Origin of the sequence: Gilliamella sp. B14448G11, assembly GCF_016101765.1 — a bacterium.
Taxonomy (GTDB): Bacteria; Pseudomonadota; Gammaproteobacteria; order Enterobacterales; family Orbaceae; genus Gilliamella; species Gilliamella apicola_N.
In genome coordinates, this window is sequence record NZ_JACFPX010000018.1 from 1 (window position 1) to 18,321 (window position 18,321).

Below are 18,321 nucleotides of genomic sequence, written 5' to 3' on the forward strand. Positions count from 1 at the left end.
TCAAAATTTTTGACCTTGCTCACTCACACCTTTTTCGTCTGCTTATCGCTGACGCCGTGTCAGTGGATGCGCATTATAGGCACTTCATTTTTTTTGGCAAGCAAAAAAGTTCAAATATTTATTCGTTTGGACAACCTTTAAACACCAAAAACATTAAAACTTTGATATTTATCAAGATTATATTCAGTTAATTTTTTGATTAATTTTTCAACGGACTGATTATAAGTCGTACTTAATATGATATTTGCTTTATTAAATGAAGATATTTTGTCTACCTCATATTTATCTTTTAATAAATTATATACCCGTGTTGCAATTGCATAACCTGAATCAATAAAGTTTACTTGAGGAAAAATCATCTGCAGCTCTTCTTTAATAAAAGGATAATGAGTACATCCAAGAACAATTGTGTCAGGAATAGTTTGTAAACTGAGCCATGGATGCATCAACTCTTTTAAATGTTGCATATCTACAGCAATACCTTGTAATTTATTTTCTGCTATAAGTGCTAATTCAGATAGACCTAATAATTTAACTGAACAATGATTAGCATATTGTTTAATTAAATTTGTTGTATAAGCCCTTTCAATGGTTGCTTTTGTTGCCAATAATCCTATGCACTTATTTTTTGTTAGTAAGCTTGCAGGTTTAATAGCAGGAACTACACCCACTATAGGAAAAAGAAATTTAGCGCGCAAACTAGGTAGGCAAATTGTACTAGCAGTATTGCATGCAATAACCGCTAAATCAATTTGTTGAAACTTAGTAATGGTTTTTATAACAGAATTAACTCTATTAACTAGAAACTCTGGAGATTTATCACCATAAGGAAACATTTCATTATCAAACGCATAAATATACCGCGCATTAGGCATTTTATTGTAAATTTCATTATAAACAGATAATCCACCAATGCCAGAATCAAACACTAACACCACAGGAGATTGTTTTATAATATTCATATTAAATTAAACTTTATTAGATAATAAATAGAAAACGCACAATATCGTAAATTGAATAGAAATTAATGCAAGTAATTTTATCTGTATCAAAATTTATTCAATATTTTATAGTTATTAAGATAGACGTCTAGATGGTAAAACTGCTAAAATAGATTACCAGAAATTAGGTATTATATTTCGATTACTAAACACAATTAAGTCAAAAGGTATTCTATGTCAGAATTTTTATTTACATCTGAATCTGTTTCAGAAGGTCATCCAGATAAAATTGCCGATCAAATATCTGATGCCGTACTTGATGCAATCTTAAAGCAAGATCCAAAGGCTCGCGTTGCTTGCGAGACGTATGTAAAAACAGGTATGGCATTAGTTGGCGGTGAAATTACGACTTCTGCTTGGGTAGATATAGAAGAATTAACAAGAAAAACAATTAATGATATTGGTTATACCAGTTCAGAAATGGGATTTGATGCAAATTCTTGTGCTGTATTAAATGCAATTGGTAAACAATCTCCCGATATTAATCAAGGTGTAGATAGAGAAGATCCATTGGAACAAGGTGCCGGTGACCAAGGTATTATGTTTGGTTATGCAACTAATGAAATGCCTAATCTAATGCCTGCAGCAATCAGCTATGCTCATGATTTGATGCGCCGCCAAGCTGAAGTAAGAAAAAATGGTACGCTTCCATGGTTAAGACCTGATGCAAAAAGCCAAGTCACATTAATTTATCAAAATGGACAAATAAAAGGGGTCGATACAATCGTTTTATCAACCCAACATTCGGATGGAATTGAACAAAAGGTTATACAAGAGGCAGTAATGGAGGAAATCATTAAACCGACATTGCCTGCCGAATGGTTAACCTCAAGAACTAAATATTTTATTAATCCAACTGGGCGATTTGTTATTGGGGGTCCAATGGGAGATTGTGGATTAACTGGTCGAAAAATCATTGTAGATACTTATGGTGGTGCAGCCCATCACGGTGGTGGAGCTTTTTCAGGAAAAGATCCTTCAAAGGTTGATCGCTCAGCGGCTTATGCAGCAAGATATGTTGCTAAAAATCTTGTGGCAGCAGGGCTTGCTGATAAATGTGAATTGCAAATTTCTTATGCAATTGGTGTTGCTAACCCTACTTCTGTTTATGTTAATACTTTTGGTACTGAGAAAATTGGACACGATAAAATTGTCTCGTTAATCAAAGAATTTTTTGATCTAAGACCTTATGGGCTAATTCAAATGCTTGATCTGATTCAACCAATTTATCAAAAAACTGCAACCTACGGTCATTTTGGTCGGGATATATTTCCTTGGGAAAAAACCGATAAAGCAGCACTACTTCGCGATGCAGCAGGATTATAAACGCATACCAATTTATTTACATAATCAGGTAATGGCTTGTTTAAGAGGATACTTACTTCAAGCCAATCGCCTGCTACACACTGAATATAAAGAACCAAAAATTAGTTATAAATCAAAAGGCAGCATTGCAGGTAGTGCAGTATTAAATTGTTGGGAAATTCAACTTAACATCACAATGCTTTGTGAAAATGGGGAAAATTTTATTGAGGAGGTTGTTCCTCATGAATTAGCTCATCTTATTACCTTTCAAATCTATGGAAAAGTAAAACCTCATGGTAAAGAATGGCAATATATCATGTCAGAAATAATGAAGAAGCCCCCTAAAGTTACCCATAATTTTAATTTTAAACGTTACGAGTATGTATATATATGTGATTGCCAAGAACATTATTTATCACCAATAAGACATAATAAAATTAAAAAGAATAAAACTAGTTATCAATGTCGTAAATGCGGTACTATACTTAAACTTAAAAATATTATTTAATTATTAAAATAAATTATGCCTAAATTTGATACACACTTTTACAAAAGCTCTATGTTTATTGTGATTCTGAGCATTTTTCTATATATTACAGGTAACTTTTGGCTTCCGTTATACAATAACTTAACTGTTAGCTTAGTTGAACATTTACAGTCATTATTCTTATTATTTATGTGTTGTTACACATATCATTATGCTAAAAGCGTTAAGAATCATACAACCCTTTTTAAATTCTGGATTTGGACAATATTTTGGTGGTTTATGCTTTTTGGTCGAGGCATTAGCTGGGGACGGGATTTTTTCCCTGATGTTCCCCGTATTTATTATAAAATTATTGCCAGTATTATCATTGCAATCCCATTATTAACTATATTTTTGCCAACTATTCGTCAAGAAATAGTTCGTCGATATAAATATGAGACAATTCCCGTTTGGCATTTATTTTTTGCATTTCTTTTTTTAGGTATTGCTGACGTTGCTGAACATAGACGTTTAGGATATGAATTTTTAGTTTTAGAACCTACTCGAAAAGATCTAATTGAAGAGTTGATGGAAATACCATGTCTTTTAAGTTTAGCATTAACAACTTTCTATATGCAGAAAAATGAACAAAAGAGGTTAAATAAGTCATGTTAAGCTATCGGCATAGCTATCACGCAGGAAATCATGCAGATGTATTAAAACATATTGTATTAACATTATGCATCAACGCATTAAAAGAAAAAGAAAAACCTTTTTTATATTTAGATACACATTCTGGCGCTGGTAGATATTTGTTGAAAAGTGAGCATTCGGAAAAAACTGGAGAATATTTATCAGGGATTAATCTGCTATGGCAACAACCTAATATACCGGAATTGCTTAACACTTATCTATCTGTAATAAAAAGGTATAATCCTTTTAGTGAGTTAAAATATTATCCAGGATCACCTTTAATTGCTAAACAATTATTACGACAACAAGACAAGCTTAATTTAACAGAATTACATCCTACAGATTATCCATTATTACGTCAGGAATTTAGTAAAGATAAAAGAGCAAAAGTGTTACGTGAAGATGGTTTTGCACAATTAAAATCTAAGCTACCACATCAGTTTCGTCGTGGGATTATTTTAATTGATCCGTCTTATGAAATTAAAGACGATTATCAAATAATACCTAAAGCATTATTTGAAGTTTATAAACGTTTTGCAACGGGTGTTTATCTAATTTGGTATCCAGTTGTATCACGAACACAAACTCAAAAAATGATTGATAGTATTATTAAATTAGGAATTAGACGAATTTCACAATTTGAATTAGCAATAAAACCAGATAATAATCAGAAAGGTATGACTGCTTCAGGAATGCTAGTGATTAATCCACCATGGAAATTACATGAACAAATGCAAACAATATTACCATGGCTAAAAAATACCTTAGATGTTGAGAAAACTGGTAGTTTTATTGCGAAAGAGCTGGTTTCGGAATAATATCAATTTTATTAAAAATGCGAGTAACGATCTCGCATTTTTAATATGAATGTCTATAGTAAATTTACTTTTTGTCTAGATGTTTCAAGAAAACACCACGTTTAAGTAATATTAAGAGAAAAAATGACAAGAAAATAGATAAATCCATAAAATAACAGTCAATAACAGAGACATAAATACTGCCGCAGAACCATAGTCCTTTGCTCGTCCAGATAATTCATGTCTTTCGCTACCGATTCGATCGACAACGCATTCAATAGCACTGTTAAGTAATTCTACAATCATAACAAAACCTATTGAGCCAAGTAATAAAATTCGCTCATAAATGGTAAAATCAATTAACATAACTATAATATAAGCTACCAATAACAAAATTAATTCTTGTCGAAATGCCGTTTCATATTTAATTGCAGATTTAAAACCTTTTAGAGAATACTTTGTGGCATTAACAATGCGCTGTAATCCTGTCGATTTTTCCATTATAAATTATCTCACATAACCATAATTCATTAATCGTTGAAATCTTCTTTCAAGTAAAGCCGATAAATCCATATTTTCAAGTTCATCAAGATCACTAAGCAATTGTTTTTTTAATGATGCAGCTACTTTTGCATAATCACGATGCGCCCCACCAAGTGGCTCCGGTACAATTGCATCAATAAGATTTAGTTTAAGTAATTTATCAGCGGTCATGTTCATTGCTTCAGCCGCTACAGATGCTTTATCAGCACTTTTCCATAAAATAGATGCACAACCTTCAGGCGAAATAACTGAATAAGTACTATATTGCATCATATTAACTTTATCTGATACGCCAATAGCAAGTGCACCTCCAGACCCACCTTCACCAATAACAGTACAAATTGTAGGTACTTTAAGACGTGACATTTCTCGCAAATTTCTGGCAATAGCCTCAGCTTGGCCGCGTTCTTCCGCTCCAATTCCAGGATATGCGCCAGGAGTATCAATAAAAGTAATAATAGGTAATTTAAAACGCTCCGCTAATTGCATTAGCCTTAATGCTTTGCGATAACCTTCTGGAGCAGGCATACCAAAGTTACGATATATCTTCTGTTTGGTTTCTCGTCCCTTTTGATGTCCGATAACCATAACTGTACGTTCATCAATACGAGCGATACCACCAACTATTGCTTTATCATCGGCATATGCACGATCACCAGCCAACTCATCAAAATCAGTGAAAATCTCTTTTATGTAATCTAGTGTATAGGGTCTATTGGGGTGTCTAGCTAATTGTGCTACATCCCAGGGCGATAGGTTTGCAAATATTTTTTTTGTTAACTCACGGCTTTTTCGATTTAATTGTTTAATCTCTTTATCTAAATTTAGATCTAATTCAACTTGTTGAGAATCAATATTCTTTAAGGAATTAATTTTTGCTTCTAATTCCGCTATCGGCTTTTCAAATTCCAAAAAATTGTTCATAACGCTTATGATTGCCTCTTATTTTATTTGTATTTCCTAAAAAATACATCATTAACTACAGTATACTGACTATTTCTTAAGATAAAATTAAGTCAATTCTACTATGTAATACTTATTGAAGTCACCAATATTTATATCAATTTACTTCAATTATCTAAAAATAAAGTCACTAATTTTTAATAATAGTGACTTTAATTGATCTGATCTTTTAAATCAATAACACTCAATTGATAGGTAATTATTTAGTTATTATTTGTCAAACTCAAATTCAATGCGATCGTTACCAAGTAATGTTTTTAATTCTACAATTAAAGCATCTTCTGGTATTATTCGCCATGTAGTACCAAATTGAATACGAACTACAGAATCATCACGATGATAATATAAATTAACTGGTACACTTCCATGACGATAAGGTTCAAAAATTTGTTGTAATCGTTGTAATATTGAACGATTAGCTTCAATTTCAGTTAATGTAATAGCAAGACCTTTTACATATTTTGCTCGAGCATCTTTTAAATCTACAATATCTCGTACTGACATTTTGAGTCCACCATTAAAATCATCGTGACTAACTTGTCCTGACACAATGAGAATTTTATCTTTTACGAGTAGATGCCCGAATTTTTCCAAAGAATCGGCAAACAGCATGCCATCAATACGACCAGAACGGTCATCTAGAGTAAACAAACCAATCTTATTACCTTTTTTAGTTATCCTAACTCTAGCATCAGCAACTATACCTGCAAAAGTTGCAAGTTTTCCCCAACCAGTAGGAGAAGCCTCGCTTATTCGTAACCCTCCGGAATAACGATTCAATTCCTTTAAATACTGAGTTACTGGATGGCCTGTTAAATATAGTCCTAATGCTTCTCGCTCACCATCTAATAATACTTGAGCAGGTAATTCGGGAACTGCAGCATAAGCATGTTCAACTTGCTCTGGCTCCTCGGCTAAAACACCGAACATATCTTCTTGTCCGATATCTTGGGCTTTGGCATATTGATCTGCGGCTTGCATCGCATCATTAATACTATGTAAAATTGCTGCTCGATGTGGTCCTAATTTGTCAAAAGCTCCAGCCATAGTTAGCTTTTCAAGTATCCGGCGATTGATTTTCTTCATGTCTGTTCTGGCACAAAGTTCAAAGATATTTTTAAAATATCCTCCACTGTTACGAGCTTCAACAATAGCTTCAATTGGTCCTTCACCAACCCCTTTTATAGCACCTATACCGTAAACAATCTCACCCTTATCATTCACATGAAAATGGTAAAGACCACTATTAATATCAGGAGGATTAACTTTTAATCCCATTCTTAAACATTCATCAACTAAACCAACGATTTTGTCAGTATTATCCATATCAGCCGTCATCACTGCTGCCATAAATTCAGCCGGATAGTGTGTTTTTAACCACAATGTTTGATAAGAAACAAGTGCATAAGCAGCAGAATGAGATTTATTAAATCCATAACCAGCAAACTTTTCAACTAAATCGAATATACGCATCGCAAGTTCGCCATCAACACCTTGTTTTTCTGCTCCTTCTTTGAACACAGAGCGCTGTTTTGCCATTTCTTCAGGTTTTTTCTTACCCATAGCTCGACGCAATAAATCGGCCCCACCTAACGTGTAACCAGATAAGGTTTGAGCGATCTGCATAACTTGTTCTTGATATAAAATAATACCATAGGTTGGATCTAATATTGGTTTTAATGACTCATGTTGGTATTTTATATCGGGATAAGAAACATCTTCCCGACCGTGTTTACGATCGATAAAATTATCTACCATGCCAGATTGTAGTGGACCAGGACGAAACAGTGCTACTAACGCTATCATATCCTCAAAACAGTCTGGTTTTAAACGCCGAATCAAATCTTTCATTCCTCTAGATTCCAGCTGGAATACAGCTGTTGTTTCGGCTTTTAACAACAACTCAAAAGAATCTTTATCATCAAGTTCTATACGATTGATATCAACTGGCGGCTGACCATTTCTCAACTGACGTTCATTAATCATTTTAATTGCCCAATTAATAATGGTTAATGTACGTAGTCCTAAAAAGTCAAACTTTACCAGTCCAGCATATTCAACATCATTTTTATCAAACTGAGTTACAGGATGATTTCCCTCTGTATCACAATAAATTGGTGCGAAATCCGTAATCTTAGTCGGTGAAATCACCACCCCACCAGCATGTTTACCCGCATTTCGTGTGACCCCTTCTAATTGACGTGCAATGTCAATTAATGATTTAATCTCTTCATTATTATCGTATAAATCTTGGAGTTGAGGTTCAACTTCAAAAGCTTTTGCTAGAGTCATTCCTGGATCAAGTGGAATTAATTTAGAAATACGATCAACAAATCCATAAGGATGTCCTAGTACTCGACCGACATCACGTATTACCGCTTTAGCTGCCATCGTACCAAAAGTGATAATTTGTGAAACAGCATCCCGACCGTACATATCAGCAACATGGTCGATAACCAGATCGCGTTTTTCCATACAAAAGTCGACATCAAAGTCAGGCATTGAAACACGTTCGGGATTCAAGAAACGTTCAAACAGCAAATCAAAAGCTAACGGATCTAAATCAGTAATTTTTAAAGCATAAGCAACGAGAGAGCCCGCACCAGATCCACGTCCAGGTCCGACAGGAATATCATTATCCTTTGACCATTGAATAAACTCCATAACTATCAGGAAATAGCCAGGAAAGCCCATCTGATTAATGACGTTTAATTCTGTTTCCAAGCGTTCGTCATATTCCGATCTTCTTTGTTTTCTTGTTTCAGGATCGGGAAATAAAAATTCAAGTCTTTCTTCTAAACCGATTTTTGATTTATATACTAAAAAATCTTCAGTTGACATATCTCCAGTTGGAAATTTAGGTAAAAAGTATTCACCAAGTCGAATTGTAACATTACATCGTTTTGCTATTTCAACGCTATTTGCCAAAGCTTCAGGAATATCCGAAAATAGGTCACACATTTCTTGTTCACTACGAAGATACTGTTGAGACGAGTAGTTTTTAGGGCGATTAGGATCTTCAAGTGTATTACCATCATGAATGGCCACACGAATTTCATGAGCTTCAAAATCTGAGGATTTTAAAAATCTAACATCATTGGTAGCAACAACAGGTAATTGATGTTGTTCGGCAAGTTTTACGGCCGTATGAATGAATAATTCTTCATTAGTACGACCCGTTCGTACCAGTTCAAAATAAAAATGATTAGGAAAATTTTCAAAATAAAAATTAATTCCATTATCAATTATTGCCTGATTATTACGAGTAATGCCAATACCAATATCACTTTCTCTTCCAGCTAAAACAATTAATCCTGCTCTATGCTCAACCAGCCATTGTTGATCTACTACAGGCATATCACCAATATAGCCACGCTGATAAGCTTTAGAAATTAATAAAGTAAGATTTTGATATCCCTCATTTGTTGCAGCTAATAATGTTAACTGATAGATATCATCTGATAGTTGAGGATTTTTAATAACTAAATCGGCACCAATAATAGGTTTAATTCCTTTGGACATTGCAGAACCATAAAATTTAACCAGTCCGCAAAGATTTGTAAAATCAGTGATCGCAAAAGCTGGCATCTGTAATTTGCTCACTTCACTAACTAATGTACCGACTTTAGCAATTCCATCAATCATGGAAAAATCGCTATGTAGATGAAGATGAATAAATTTGGGTTCTGCCATAATTACCAGAAATAAAAATGATATAAAAATTGGTTTGCATTATAACACAAGCAAGATGAATATTCTTATTCTGTTTACATGCACAAATTTATATAAAGTCGTAATAATAGAAATTCCCGTACGCAATATCAACGAGAACTTTTTAACTGTAGATAACATAATCTAAATAGAGTTTTTAATGTTTTTTACGACGTAATCGTTCTGCATTTAATACTTTTATTGCGGAAAATACTTTTTTTGGGTTAACTTCAGCAGGTGAGTTATAGATCGATTCACCTTCAGCACAAGATAATAAAACTGCTTTTATCAAGTCATCATAATTAACATCAATTAAATCTATTTCTGAAAGAGTTGTTGGTAATCCAACTGATGCACAAAATGTATAAACAGTATCAATCATATCTGGATCGCTGTCTATCAACATTAAAATTGCTAAGGTACCTATCGCGATTTTTTCACCATGCCAATAATCACGCGTTGATTCTAATGCAGTAAAACCATTATGGATTGCATGAGCCTCAGATAGCCTATACTTTCAAATCTAAAGCCAGAAAATATTTTAAAATTAGACACATTGACCTTTTTATCTAGATAATTTTAACCATTATTAAGCAGTAATATAGAAAGGAATTTCTCACTCCCATCACTTTTTATAGTGATGGGAAAGCAAAATAGAATTACATTTTTTTAAATAACACTGAACCATTGGTTCCACCGAAACCAAAGGAGTTACAAAGTGCATATTCTAAATTCTTAACTTGACGAGCGGTATGAGGTACATAATCAAGATCACAACCGTCAGCTGGGTTATCCAGATTAATAGTTGGTGGAATAGATTGATCATGTAATGCCTGCACAGTAAAAATTGACTCAACAGCACCTGCTGCACCAAGTAAATGACCAATCATTGACTTAGTTGAGCTAACCATTACTTTATTAGCATTTTCTTTAAAAATACTTTTAACCGCTTGCGTTTCAGCTATATCACCAGCTGGTGTAGATGTACCATGAGCATTAATATATCCCACTTGTTCAGGAGTTATTCCTGCATCACGAAGTGCGCATTTCATAGCTAACGCCGCACCACTGCCATCTGGTGGTGGTGAGGTCATATGATATGCATCACTACTCATACCAAATCCAACTAATTCAGCGTAAATTTTAGCGCCACGTTTTTTTGCATGTTCATATTCTTCTAAGAACATAATACCCGCACCATCACCAAGCACAAAACCATCTCGATCTTTGTCCCATGGTCGACTTGCACCTTTAGGATTATCATTATTTGTAGATAATGCACGAGCTGCGCCAAACCCGCCAATACCAAGTGGAGTACTTCCTTTTTCTGCACCACCAGCTAGCATTGCATCAGCATCACCATAAGCAATCATGCGCGCAGCATTCCCTATATTATGAACACCTGAAGAACAAGCTGTAGCAATAGCAATACTTGGTCCTTTTAATCCATAAATAATGGATAGATGTCCTGCAATCATATTAACAATTGTAGATGGCACAAAAAACGGGCTAATTTTCCTTGGTCCACCATTAACTAATGCACTGTGATTTTCTTCAATTAATCCAAGTCCACCAATACCAGAACCAATAGCACAACCAATACGTTCTGCATTTTCTTCCGTTATTTCAATACCAGCATCTTGCATTGCTTGTATACCTGCGGCAATACCATATTGGATAAAATAATCCATTTTACGCGCATCTTTACGTGAAATATTATAATTTTCGCCATCAAAGTTCTTAACCATAGCGGCGAAGTGCGTTGCGAAAGGGGCAGTATCAAAGTGTTCTATGAGTTCAACACCACTTTGACCAGCTAGAAGTGCTTGCCAAGTGGATTCAACTGTATTACCGACTGGAGATATCATGCCCATTCCTGTGACAACAACTCTGCGTTTAGACACATTGTCCTCCAGAAAAGGATTGAAATGAAATTTGAATCATTGAAAATTTATTTTAAGTTTTCGTTCAATATTCTCAAATTATAAAATTAAAGATAAGTATACGAACTAGGCGATCACTTGACCGCCTATTAAAAAACTCTGCAACCTTACTGATTTGCAGTAATATAATCAATTGCTGATTGTACAGTTGTAATTTTTTCAGCTTCTTCATCAGGAATTTCAGTATCAAATTCTTCTTCCAAAGCCATAACTAGCTCAACTGTATCAAGTGAGTCAGCACCAAGATCTTCAACGAAAGAAGATTCATTTTTAACTTCTTCCTCTTTCACACCAAGTTGCTCAACAATAATTTTCTTAACTCGCTCTTCAATAGTACTCATACTCTTTTTTTTCCTATAAAAATCGCCAAAGTGGCGGTGAATGTAAGTTTATAAAATGTTGAAAAAGATGCAAATCATTTTTCAACCCAATTGCTTATTTTTTAAGCTTAATGTTAAAATATTGGCTTATTTTACACTATTCTAATCAATTACACCATATACATGCCACCATTGACATGTAAAGTTTCACCAGTAATATAAGATGCTTCATCTGATGCTAAAAATGCTACTGCATTTGCAATTTCAGTTGGTTCACCTAAACGCCCTGCTGGAACTTGTGCCAATGTTAATGCTTTTTGTTCATCTGTTAAAGCTGCTGTCATATCTGTTGCAATAAAGCCGGGCGCAACAACATTAACGGTAATACCTCTTGAAGCTACCTCACGGGCAAGTGATTTACTAAAGCCAATTAGTCCAGCTTTAGCTGCGGCATAATTAGCCTGCCCTGCATTACCCATAGTACCAACTACTGAACCAATAGTTATAATTCTGCCATAACGCTTTTTCATCATTGTACGCATTAATACTTTAGATAAACGGAAAACAGAAGTTAAATTTGTATCTAAAATATCCTGCCATTCATCATTTTTCATTCGCATTAACAAATTATCACGAGTAATGCCAGCATTATTAACCAAAATATCAATATCACCAAATTCAGCTTTGATTGTACTAATTACCGATTCAATTGATGCTTCATCAGTAACATTTAAGGCTAATCCTTTACCATTTTGGCCTAAGTATTGGCTAATAGCCTCAGCACCATTTTCTGTTGTCGCTGTTCCAATGACTGTTGCGCCACAGGCAACAAGTTTTTCTGCAATTGCTTTACCAATGCCACGACTAGCGCCAGTGACTAAAGCAATTTTTCCTGATAGGTTCATATTTACCTCTTTTTATCTTTTATTTAGTAATTTCCAATGCGGCATCTAATGAAGCTTTATCATTGACAGCACAACCAGACAGCGTGTCGACAATACGTTTAGTTAGGCCTGTTAATACTTTACCAGGCCCCATTTCCACTAACAATGTTACACCTAGATTAGCCATTTCTTCAACTGTTTCAGTCCAGCGTACTGGGCTATAAAGCTGAGCAATTAAAGCTCCTTTAATATTGTCAGCTGCAGATTCAACTTTGACATTAACGTTGTTAATTACGGCAAATTTTGGTGCGTTAAACGTGATGCTATTTAGGGTTGATGCTAATTTATCCGCCGCAGGCTTCATTAAAGCACAGTGTGAAGGTACGCTCACTGCAAGAGGTAATGCTCGTTTAGCTCCCGCCTCTTTACATAAAGCACCTGCTCGCTCAACCGCTTCTTTATTACCTGCAATAACAACTTGACCAGGAGAATTAAAATTCACCGGTGCAACAACTTGTCCGTGCGCCGCTTGTTCGCATGCAAGACGAATTGAGTCATTATCTAATCCAATAATTGCATACATAGCACCTGTACCATTTGGTACGGCTTCTTGCATTAATTTTCCCCGCAACTCAACAAGTTTAATCGCATCTTTAAAATCAATCACACCCGCACAAACTAAAGCTGAATACTCACCTAAACTGTGTCCTGCCATAAAATCGGGTTCAGAACCATTTTCGCTTTGCCATACTCTATATATAGCTACAGATGAGGCAAGTAATGCTGGTTGCGTTTGCCATGTTTTATTTAATTCTTCTGCCGGGCCAGTTTGTATTAAGGCCCATAAATCATAACCGAGTACTTCAGAGGCTTCCGCAAAAGTTGATTTCACAATTGGATAATTATCAGCAAGATCTTTTAACATGCCGACAGTTTGTGAACCTTGTCCTGGAAATACCATTGCAAATTTGGTCATTATTAAATCCTTGATCATTAAAAATAGAGCATAAATTAAAATCTAATTAGTGCAGAACCCCAAACAAAGCCACCACCAAAAGCTTCTAACAGAATTAGTTGACCTCGTTGAATTCGCCCATCTCGCACACCTGTATCTAAAGCACAAGGAACAGAAGCTGCGGAAGTATTACCCTGTTTATCTAATGTGACAATAACTTTACTCATATCCATATCTAAACGTTTAGCTGTTGCTGAAATAATTCTTAAATTAGCTTGATGTGGCACCAGCCAATCTAGATCTGCTTTATTAAATGAGTTTTCCATTAAAAGCTCATCAACTAAATTTGAAAGTTCTTTAACAGCAACTTTAAACACTTCGTTACCATGCATAGTCATATAAACAGGATCATTCATATTACGACGATCAACATATGGATACTTCAACAAGTCACCATAACGCCCATCAGCATGAAGATGTGAAGCAATAATACCAGGTTCATCTGATGCCCCAACAACAACCGCACCTGCACCATCACCAAAAATTATAATAGTACCACGGTCATTTGGATCAACACCTCGTGTTAACATATCTGAACCAACGACTAATGCATATTTAACAGCACCACTTTTAATGTATTTATCTGCGATATCAAGCGCATAAACAAATCCTGAGCAGGCAGCCGACACATCAAACGCAACGACATCATCAATATCTAGTTTAGCTTGTAATTCTGTTGCAGAACTAGGAAAAGCATTGGCTGAAGTTGCTGTTGCAACAATAATCATGCCAATATCATTTTTGTTGATATTTGCCATATCTATTGCATTTATAGCTGCTTCATAAGCCATACTTGTAACAGTTTCGTTTGGTTCAGCAATGCGTCTTTCCTTGATACCTGTTCGCGTTGTAATCCATTCATCGCTAGTATCGACCATTTTTTCAAGATCAGTATTAGTTCTTATCTGTTTTGGAAGATAACTCCCTGTTCCTAAAATCTTTGTATACATCTAATTATTCGCTCTTGGGTAATGCGGAAGAAAGGCTCATTGCAATCTTCTCTGGTATATTTGTTTGTATTGCCAAAATAGCTTGTTCAATTGCTGCAAAAAATGATTTTTGATTGGCACTACCGTGACTTTTAATCACAATACTTCGGAGTCCAAGCAAACAAGCTCCATTATAACGCCCAGGATCTAAATAACCAAAATTTTTTGTAATCATCCTTTGTAGCCATTTGCTTAATAATTTTATGAAAAATGAATGGCGACCTAAAGATAATTTAAATGAAGACATAAAAATTTTAATTAATCCTTCAACAGTTTTCAGTGTCACATTACCGACAAAACCATCACATACTAATACATCTGTTTTACCAGTTAAAAGTTCATTACCTTCCAAATAACCAATATAATTAATTTGATCATTAGATTTTAAGACCTCTGCTGCTGCTCGGATTTTATCCAAACCTTTAATATCTTCTTCACCAATATTAAGTAATGCAACTCGAGGATGTTCTATCTTAAGCACAGTTTTTGCTAGGATTTCGCCCATTATTGCAAATTGTACCAACATATCACTATCACACTGAGCATTAGCACCGAGATCTAATACTACGGTATTTTGATTATTTAAAGCGGGAATTGTAGCCACTAAAGCAGGACGATCAATTCCTGTTAATGAGTGTAATAACAGCTTTGATAGTCCCATTAATGCCCCTGTATTACCTGCACTCACACATGCTTGAGCCTTGTTATCTTTAACCAATTCAAGCGCTATTCGCATTGATGAGCCTTGGCTATGACGAATTGCATAAGAAGGTTTTATGTCATTAGCAATTACTGAACTTGATTCAATCAAATTTAATCTACTCTTTGATTGATATTGAGTGACAAGTTGGGAATTTTCTTTAGACAAAAAGAAATTGATTTCTGTTGGATCGCCGACCAGAAATAAAGAAAGGTTAGGATAACAATTTAGTGCTTGTATTGCTGCAGGTACAACAATACGAGGACCGAAGTCCCCGCTCATAGCATCTAACGCAATGGTTAGATTATCCAAAATGTCACCTGAGGATTTCTAATTAAATAGTTATTATTTAGAAATCACTTTACGACCACGATAATAACCATCAGCGGTTACGTGATGACGTAAATGAGTTTTACCTGATTCATCAACTGAGATATTAGAAACAGTTAATGCATCATGAGAACGACGCATACCACGTTTTGCACGAGTTTTACGATTCTGTTGAACAGCCATGGATTTACCCCTTATTCTTTAAACTAACTAAAATTGCAAATGGATTTGGTTTTTCATTCTCAGCAGGAATTTCACCAAATACCATATCTGCCTCAGACACTTCGCAGTGTTTACTATCATGTACCGGCGCAATTGGCAACGAAAGAATAATTTCGTCCTCAAGTAACGCTAATATCTCTACTTCGCCGAACTCGTTCATCAGAACAGGCTCATAATGTTCCGGTAGAGTCTCTGCTTGAGCATCGCTCTTAACAGGACTGAATTTATTCATCACATGAACTTCAGTGATAAAAGGTTTAAAACAACGTTGACAAATCAACTCTAACGTCATTTTTGCATCAATTGTGATAACACAAAGTTTTTGCTCATCATAATCAAAAGATAAGCTACATGTAATATCACTTTTTGGACAATCAACCCTAGTTATAGCTTGAATAGGATAATATCCAACATAATCAAGCCGTTTTTGCGCTGCTTTAATCGGGTCAATTGTTAATGGCAATTTATTTAGCATAAGATATGTTTATCTACCTTAAAATTTTATTCAGTATAGTTAAAAACTACACAATGCCGTAAGGCGCGCATATTACCTTTAAATCATGATTTCGTCAATGGGCGTAAACAAGATAATTTGTTTTAGTTATTGATTATTACCTTAATATTTATTCTGATTATATAATTTAGTTCATAACAAAAATATAATCGTTAAATTTGATTTTATATTAAATATCAAATTTACGTTAACTATTATTTATCCAAAAAATAGAATATAGGAAGGAAAAACTTGATTACTGTTAAAAACGAATAATAAGAATTAATTAAAAAATAAGGCAAATAAAACATCCCATTTATTATTACCAACCTCCGGATGCTCCACCACCGCCACTACGGCCGCCACCACCACCACCAAAACCGCCGAATGAACCTCCACCAAAACCACCACCTTTGCCACCACCGAAACCACCTCCTCGACCTCGACCACTACTACTCATAGTTAAAATTCCACTTAAAATCGTACTAGCCACAAATGCTAAAAATATTAATGGCAAGACAATATGTAATGAATAACCATTGAACAAAGTAAAACCGCCAACGGATATCCCATTTAACAAACCTGTGCCTAAACTTCTGGTGGCTCTACGTTTAGTGGAACGTATCGAAAATAAGCTTGCAAAAGCAAAACATATAAAAAAGGATGCTAACCCATAGTTAAATAAATTAGCACCAAATTCACTAGCAAGTACCATTTTGAGATCAGTATCATTATTAGTTTCTGGTACTTGTTGAGGATCATTCAATTTACTAATTAAAACTGAAAGCGCATCATGTATACCTTGATAATAGTTATTTTTCTTAAATTGTGGCGCTAATTGTTCACGAATAATATGGCTGGCAATTAAGTCAGTAATAGTTCCTTCAAACCCATAACCAACTTCAATTCGCATTAACTTATCATCTTTAACAATTAATAATAAAATGCCATTATCTTGCTCTTTTTTACCTATTTTCCACTGAATAAACACCCGATCGGCATACTGCTCAATCGTTTCATTATTGAGTTTATTAATCATCAATACAGCGATCTGTGCACCATCAGTTCTCGTCTTTTCAAAACCAATCAAGCTTGACTCCAAATCATCTATTTGCGAAGATTCTAAAGTATGTGATGTATCAATAACACGATGATCAAATGTTGGAATTTCAGTTAATGCATAGCTTACAATACTAAAAAACAGTAAACAAAAGATCAGATAATATTTTTTCATTATGCTTATTGCCCAAAATTGACAGATGGAGCATTAGATATCTGTTGTTCATTTTCAACAGTAAATTGTTGTTTTGGTTGTTGCCCTATTATGTCAGCAACCCATTTAGTCGGTAATTTGCGAATATAACTATTAAAACTCTGGACGGTTTGAATGTATCTTCCTCTCGCCACAGTAATACGATTTTCCGTACCTTCAAGTTGGCTCATTAAATCTTGATAAAGGGTATTAGCTTTAAGATCAGGATAGTTTTCACTCACTGCTATTAATCGACTTAACGCAGAACTTAATTCAGATTGTGCTTGTTGGAATTTAGAAAATAAAACAGGATCACTAAGTTGATCTGCATTAATTTGAACTGAACCGACTTTAGCTCTAGCATCGGTGACTTGAGTTAAAACGTCTTTTTCATGAGAAGCATAACCTTTTACGGTATTGACTAAATTAGGAACCAAATCAGCTCGACGTTTATATTGATTAACAACTTCAGACCATGAAGCGGCTACTGCTTCATCTTGGTTTTGAATATTGTTATAGTCTTTAAAAAAGATAAAAGCCCCAATAATAAGTAATATAATAATAATTAATAAAGATTTTGATTTCATTATAAGTCCTTATAAATAATTGAATTAATCGATAACTCAACAAATTATGTACAGTAAATAAAATAACCTATTTGAAAACTATATATTTCGCCGTTTTACTTAGTATT

The 18,321-nt window shown here is 34.6% G+C and carries 19 protein-coding genes; 4 read left to right on the forward strand and 15 right to left on the reverse strand.

The genetic code is table 11. From position 1 onward, the window contains the following. Nucleotides 1-137 precede the first annotated feature (137 nt). Nucleotides 138-962, reverse strand: coding sequence for a glutamate racemase (murI, locus tag H3S88_RS10740; protein ID WP_198228864.1), 825 nt, complete (start codon nt 960-962; stop codon nt 138-140). 213 nt (nt 963-1,175) lie between these two features. Between murI and metK the strand changes: the two genes are divergently transcribed. The 4 genes from metK to H3S88_RS10760 all read left to right on the forward strand — a co-directional run bounded on the left by metK (nt 1,176) and on the right by H3S88_RS10760 (nt 4,283). Beyond that, nucleotides 1,176-2,327, forward strand: a complete 1,152-nt coding sequence (gene metK, locus H3S88_RS10745; RefSeq protein WP_198228863.1) for a methionine adenosyltransferase — start codon at nt 1,176-1,178, stop codon at nt 2,325-2,327. Then, on the forward strand, nt 2,311-2,814 hold the full coding sequence (locus tag H3S88_RS10750; RefSeq protein ID WP_198228862.1) for a SprT family zinc-dependent metalloprotease: 504 nt from the start codon (nt 2,311-2,313) through the stop codon (nt 2,812-2,814). The genes metK and H3S88_RS10750 overlap by 17 nt, the downstream gene beginning before the upstream one ends. A 258-nt stretch (nt 2,815-3,072) precedes the next feature. Beyond that, the gene (locus H3S88_RS10755) at nt 3,073-3,447 is read left to right on the forward strand and encodes a hypothetical protein (protein ID WP_065737865.1); all 375 of its coding nucleotides are present in this window, start codon (nt 3,073-3,075) and stop codon (nt 3,445-3,447) included. Then, nucleotides 3,441-4,283 (forward strand): 23S rRNA (adenine(2030)-N(6))-methyltransferase RlmJ, encoded by an 843-nt coding sequence (locus H3S88_RS10760; RefSeq protein ID WP_198228861.1) that lies wholly within the window; start codon nt 3,441-3,443, stop codon nt 4,281-4,283. Before H3S88_RS10755 ends, H3S88_RS10760 begins: the two co-directional genes overlap by 7 nt. A gap of 111 nt (nt 4,284-4,394) precedes the next feature. On the opposite strand, the gene H3S88_RS10765 is transcribed toward H3S88_RS10760, so the two are convergent. The 14 genes from H3S88_RS10765 to H3S88_RS10830 all read right to left on the reverse strand — a co-directional run bounded on the left by H3S88_RS10765 (nt 4,395) and on the right by H3S88_RS10830 (nt 18,214). After that, nucleotides 4,395-4,763: a diacylglycerol kinase gene (locus H3S88_RS10765; protein ID WP_232352577.1), complete on the reverse strand. Its 369-nt coding sequence runs from the start codon at nt 4,761-4,763 to the stop codon at nt 4,395-4,397. 6 nt (nt 4,764-4,769) lie between these two features. Further along, entirely contained in the window at nt 4,770-5,729 is a 960-nt protein-coding gene (gene accA / locus H3S88_RS10770) for an acetyl-CoA carboxylase carboxyl transferase subunit alpha (RefSeq protein ID WP_198228860.1), read from the reverse strand. A gap of 249 nt (nt 5,730-5,978) precedes the next feature. Then, nucleotides 5,979-9,461, reverse strand: coding sequence for a DNA polymerase III subunit alpha (dnaE, locus tag H3S88_RS10775; protein ID WP_198228859.1), 3,483 nt, complete (start codon nt 9,459-9,461; stop codon nt 5,979-5,981). A 175-nt stretch (nt 9,462-9,636) separates the two neighbouring features. Then, on the reverse strand, nt 9,637-9,885 hold the full coding sequence (locus H3S88_RS10780) for a hypothetical protein (protein ID WP_198228858.1): 249 nt from the start codon (nt 9,883-9,885) through the stop codon (nt 9,637-9,639). Nucleotides 9,886-10,138: 253 nt separating this feature from the next. After that, nucleotides 10,139-11,383 carry a beta-ketoacyl-ACP synthase II gene (gene fabF / locus H3S88_RS10785; protein WP_198228857.1) on the reverse strand — a complete coding sequence of 415 codons (1,245 nt, stop codon included), beginning with the start codon at nt 11,381-11,383 and terminating at the stop codon, nt 10,139-10,141. Between the two features lie 146 nt (nt 11,384-11,529). Then, nucleotides 11,530-11,763: an acyl carrier protein gene (gene acpP / locus H3S88_RS10790; RefSeq protein ID WP_034948180.1), complete on the reverse strand. Its 234-nt coding sequence runs from the start codon at nt 11,761-11,763 to the stop codon at nt 11,530-11,532. 149 nt (nt 11,764-11,912) lie between these two features. Beyond that, complete coding sequence (gene fabG, locus H3S88_RS10795; protein ID WP_198228856.1) at nt 11,913-12,647, reverse strand: 3-oxoacyl-ACP reductase FabG; 735 nt, start codon at nt 12,645-12,647, stop codon at nt 11,913-11,915. 19 nt (nt 12,648-12,666) lie between these two features. Then, nucleotides 12,667-13,602: an ACP S-malonyltransferase gene (fabD, locus tag H3S88_RS10800; RefSeq protein ID WP_198228855.1), complete on the reverse strand. Its 936-nt coding sequence runs from the start codon at nt 13,600-13,602 to the stop codon at nt 12,667-12,669. A gap of 35 nt (nt 13,603-13,637) precedes the next feature. Beyond that, on the reverse strand, nt 13,638-14,591 hold the full coding sequence (locus tag H3S88_RS10805; RefSeq protein WP_198228854.1) for a beta-ketoacyl-ACP synthase III: 954 nt from the start codon (nt 14,589-14,591) through the stop codon (nt 13,638-13,640). 4 nt (nt 14,592-14,595) lie between these two features. Continuing rightward, on the reverse strand, nt 14,596-15,642 hold the full coding sequence (plsX, locus tag H3S88_RS10810) for a phosphate acyltransferase PlsX (protein ID WP_198228853.1): 1,047 nt from the start codon (nt 15,640-15,642) through the stop codon (nt 14,596-14,598). A gap of 33 nt (nt 15,643-15,675) precedes the next feature. Then, a complete protein-coding gene (gene rpmF, locus H3S88_RS10815) occupies nt 15,676-15,843 on the reverse strand; it encodes a 50S ribosomal protein L32 (RefSeq protein WP_198228852.1) in 168 nt (55 codons plus the stop codon). A 4-nt stretch (nt 15,844-15,847) separates the two neighbouring features. Next, complete coding sequence (gene yceD, locus H3S88_RS10820) at nt 15,848-16,357, reverse strand: 23S rRNA accumulation protein YceD (protein ID WP_198228851.1); 510 nt, start codon at nt 16,355-16,357, stop codon at nt 15,848-15,850. A 340-nt stretch (nt 16,358-16,697) separates the two neighbouring features. Continuing rightward, nucleotides 16,698-17,609, reverse strand: coding sequence for a YgcG family protein (locus H3S88_RS10825; RefSeq protein ID WP_198228850.1), 912 nt, complete (start codon nt 17,607-17,609; stop codon nt 16,698-16,700). A 5-nt stretch (nt 17,610-17,614) separates the two neighbouring features. Beyond that, nucleotides 17,615-18,214, reverse strand: coding sequence for a LemA family protein (locus tag H3S88_RS10830; protein WP_198228849.1), 600 nt, complete (start codon nt 18,212-18,214; stop codon nt 17,615-17,617). Nucleotides 18,215-18,321: the final 107 nt, after the last annotated feature.

Bases quoted from the DNA above. Each gene is read 5' to 3' on its own strand.
- murI (WP_198228864.1), bottom strand. From the start codon at position 962: ATGAATATTATAAAACAATCTCCTGTGGTGTTAGTGTTTGATTCTGGC.
- metK (WP_198228863.1), top strand. From the start codon at position 1,176: ATGTCAGAATTTTTATTTACATCTGAATCTGTTTCAGAAGGTCATCCA.
- H3S88_RS10750 (WP_198228862.1), top strand. From the start codon at position 2,311: ATGCAGCAGGATTATAAACGCATACCAATTTATTTACATAATCAGGTA.
- H3S88_RS10755 (WP_065737865.1), top strand. From the start codon at position 3,073: ATGCTTTTTGGTCGAGGCATTAGCTGGGGACGGGATTTTTTCCCTGAT.
- H3S88_RS10760 (WP_198228861.1), top strand. From the start codon at position 3,441: ATGTTAAGCTATCGGCATAGCTATCACGCAGGAAATCATGCAGATGTA.
- H3S88_RS10765 (WP_232352577.1), bottom strand. From the start codon at position 4,763: ATGGAAAAATCGACAGGATTACAGCGCATTGTTAATGCCACAAAGTAT.
- accA (WP_198228860.1), bottom strand. From the start codon at position 5,729: ATGAACAATTTTTTGGAATTTGAAAAGCCGATAGCGGAATTAGAAGCA.
- dnaE (WP_198228859.1), bottom strand. From the start codon at position 9,461: ATGGCAGAACCCAAATTTATTCATCTTCATCTACATAGCGATTTTTCC.
- H3S88_RS10780 (WP_198228858.1), bottom strand. From the start codon at position 9,885: ATGTTGATAGACAGCGATCCAGATATGATTGATACTGTTTATACATTT.
- acpP (WP_034948180.1), bottom strand. From the start codon at position 11,763: ATGAGTACTATTGAAGAGCGAGTTAAGAAAATTATTGTTGAGCAACTT.
- fabG (WP_198228856.1), bottom strand. From the start codon at position 12,647: ATGAACCTATCAGGAAAAATTGCTTTAGTCACTGGCGCTAGTCGTGGC.
- fabD (WP_198228855.1), bottom strand. From the start codon at position 13,602: ATGACCAAATTTGCAATGGTATTTCCAGGACAAGGTTCACAAACTGTC.
- H3S88_RS10805 (WP_198228854.1), bottom strand. From the start codon at position 14,591: ATGTATACAAAGATTTTAGGAACAGGGAGTTATCTTCCAAAACAGATA.
- rpmF (WP_198228852.1), bottom strand. From the start codon at position 15,843: ATGGCTGTTCAACAGAATCGTAAAACTCGTGCAAAACGTGGTATGCGT.
- yceD (WP_198228851.1), bottom strand. From the start codon at position 16,357: ATGCTAAATAAATTGCCATTAACAATTGACCCGATTAAAGCAGCGCAA.
- H3S88_RS10825 (WP_198228850.1), bottom strand. From the start codon at position 17,609: ATGAAAAAATATTATCTGATCTTTTGTTTACTGTTTTTTAGTATTGTA.
- H3S88_RS10830 (WP_198228849.1), bottom strand. From the start codon at position 18,214: ATGAAATCAAAATCTTTATTAATTATTATTATATTACTTATTATTGGG.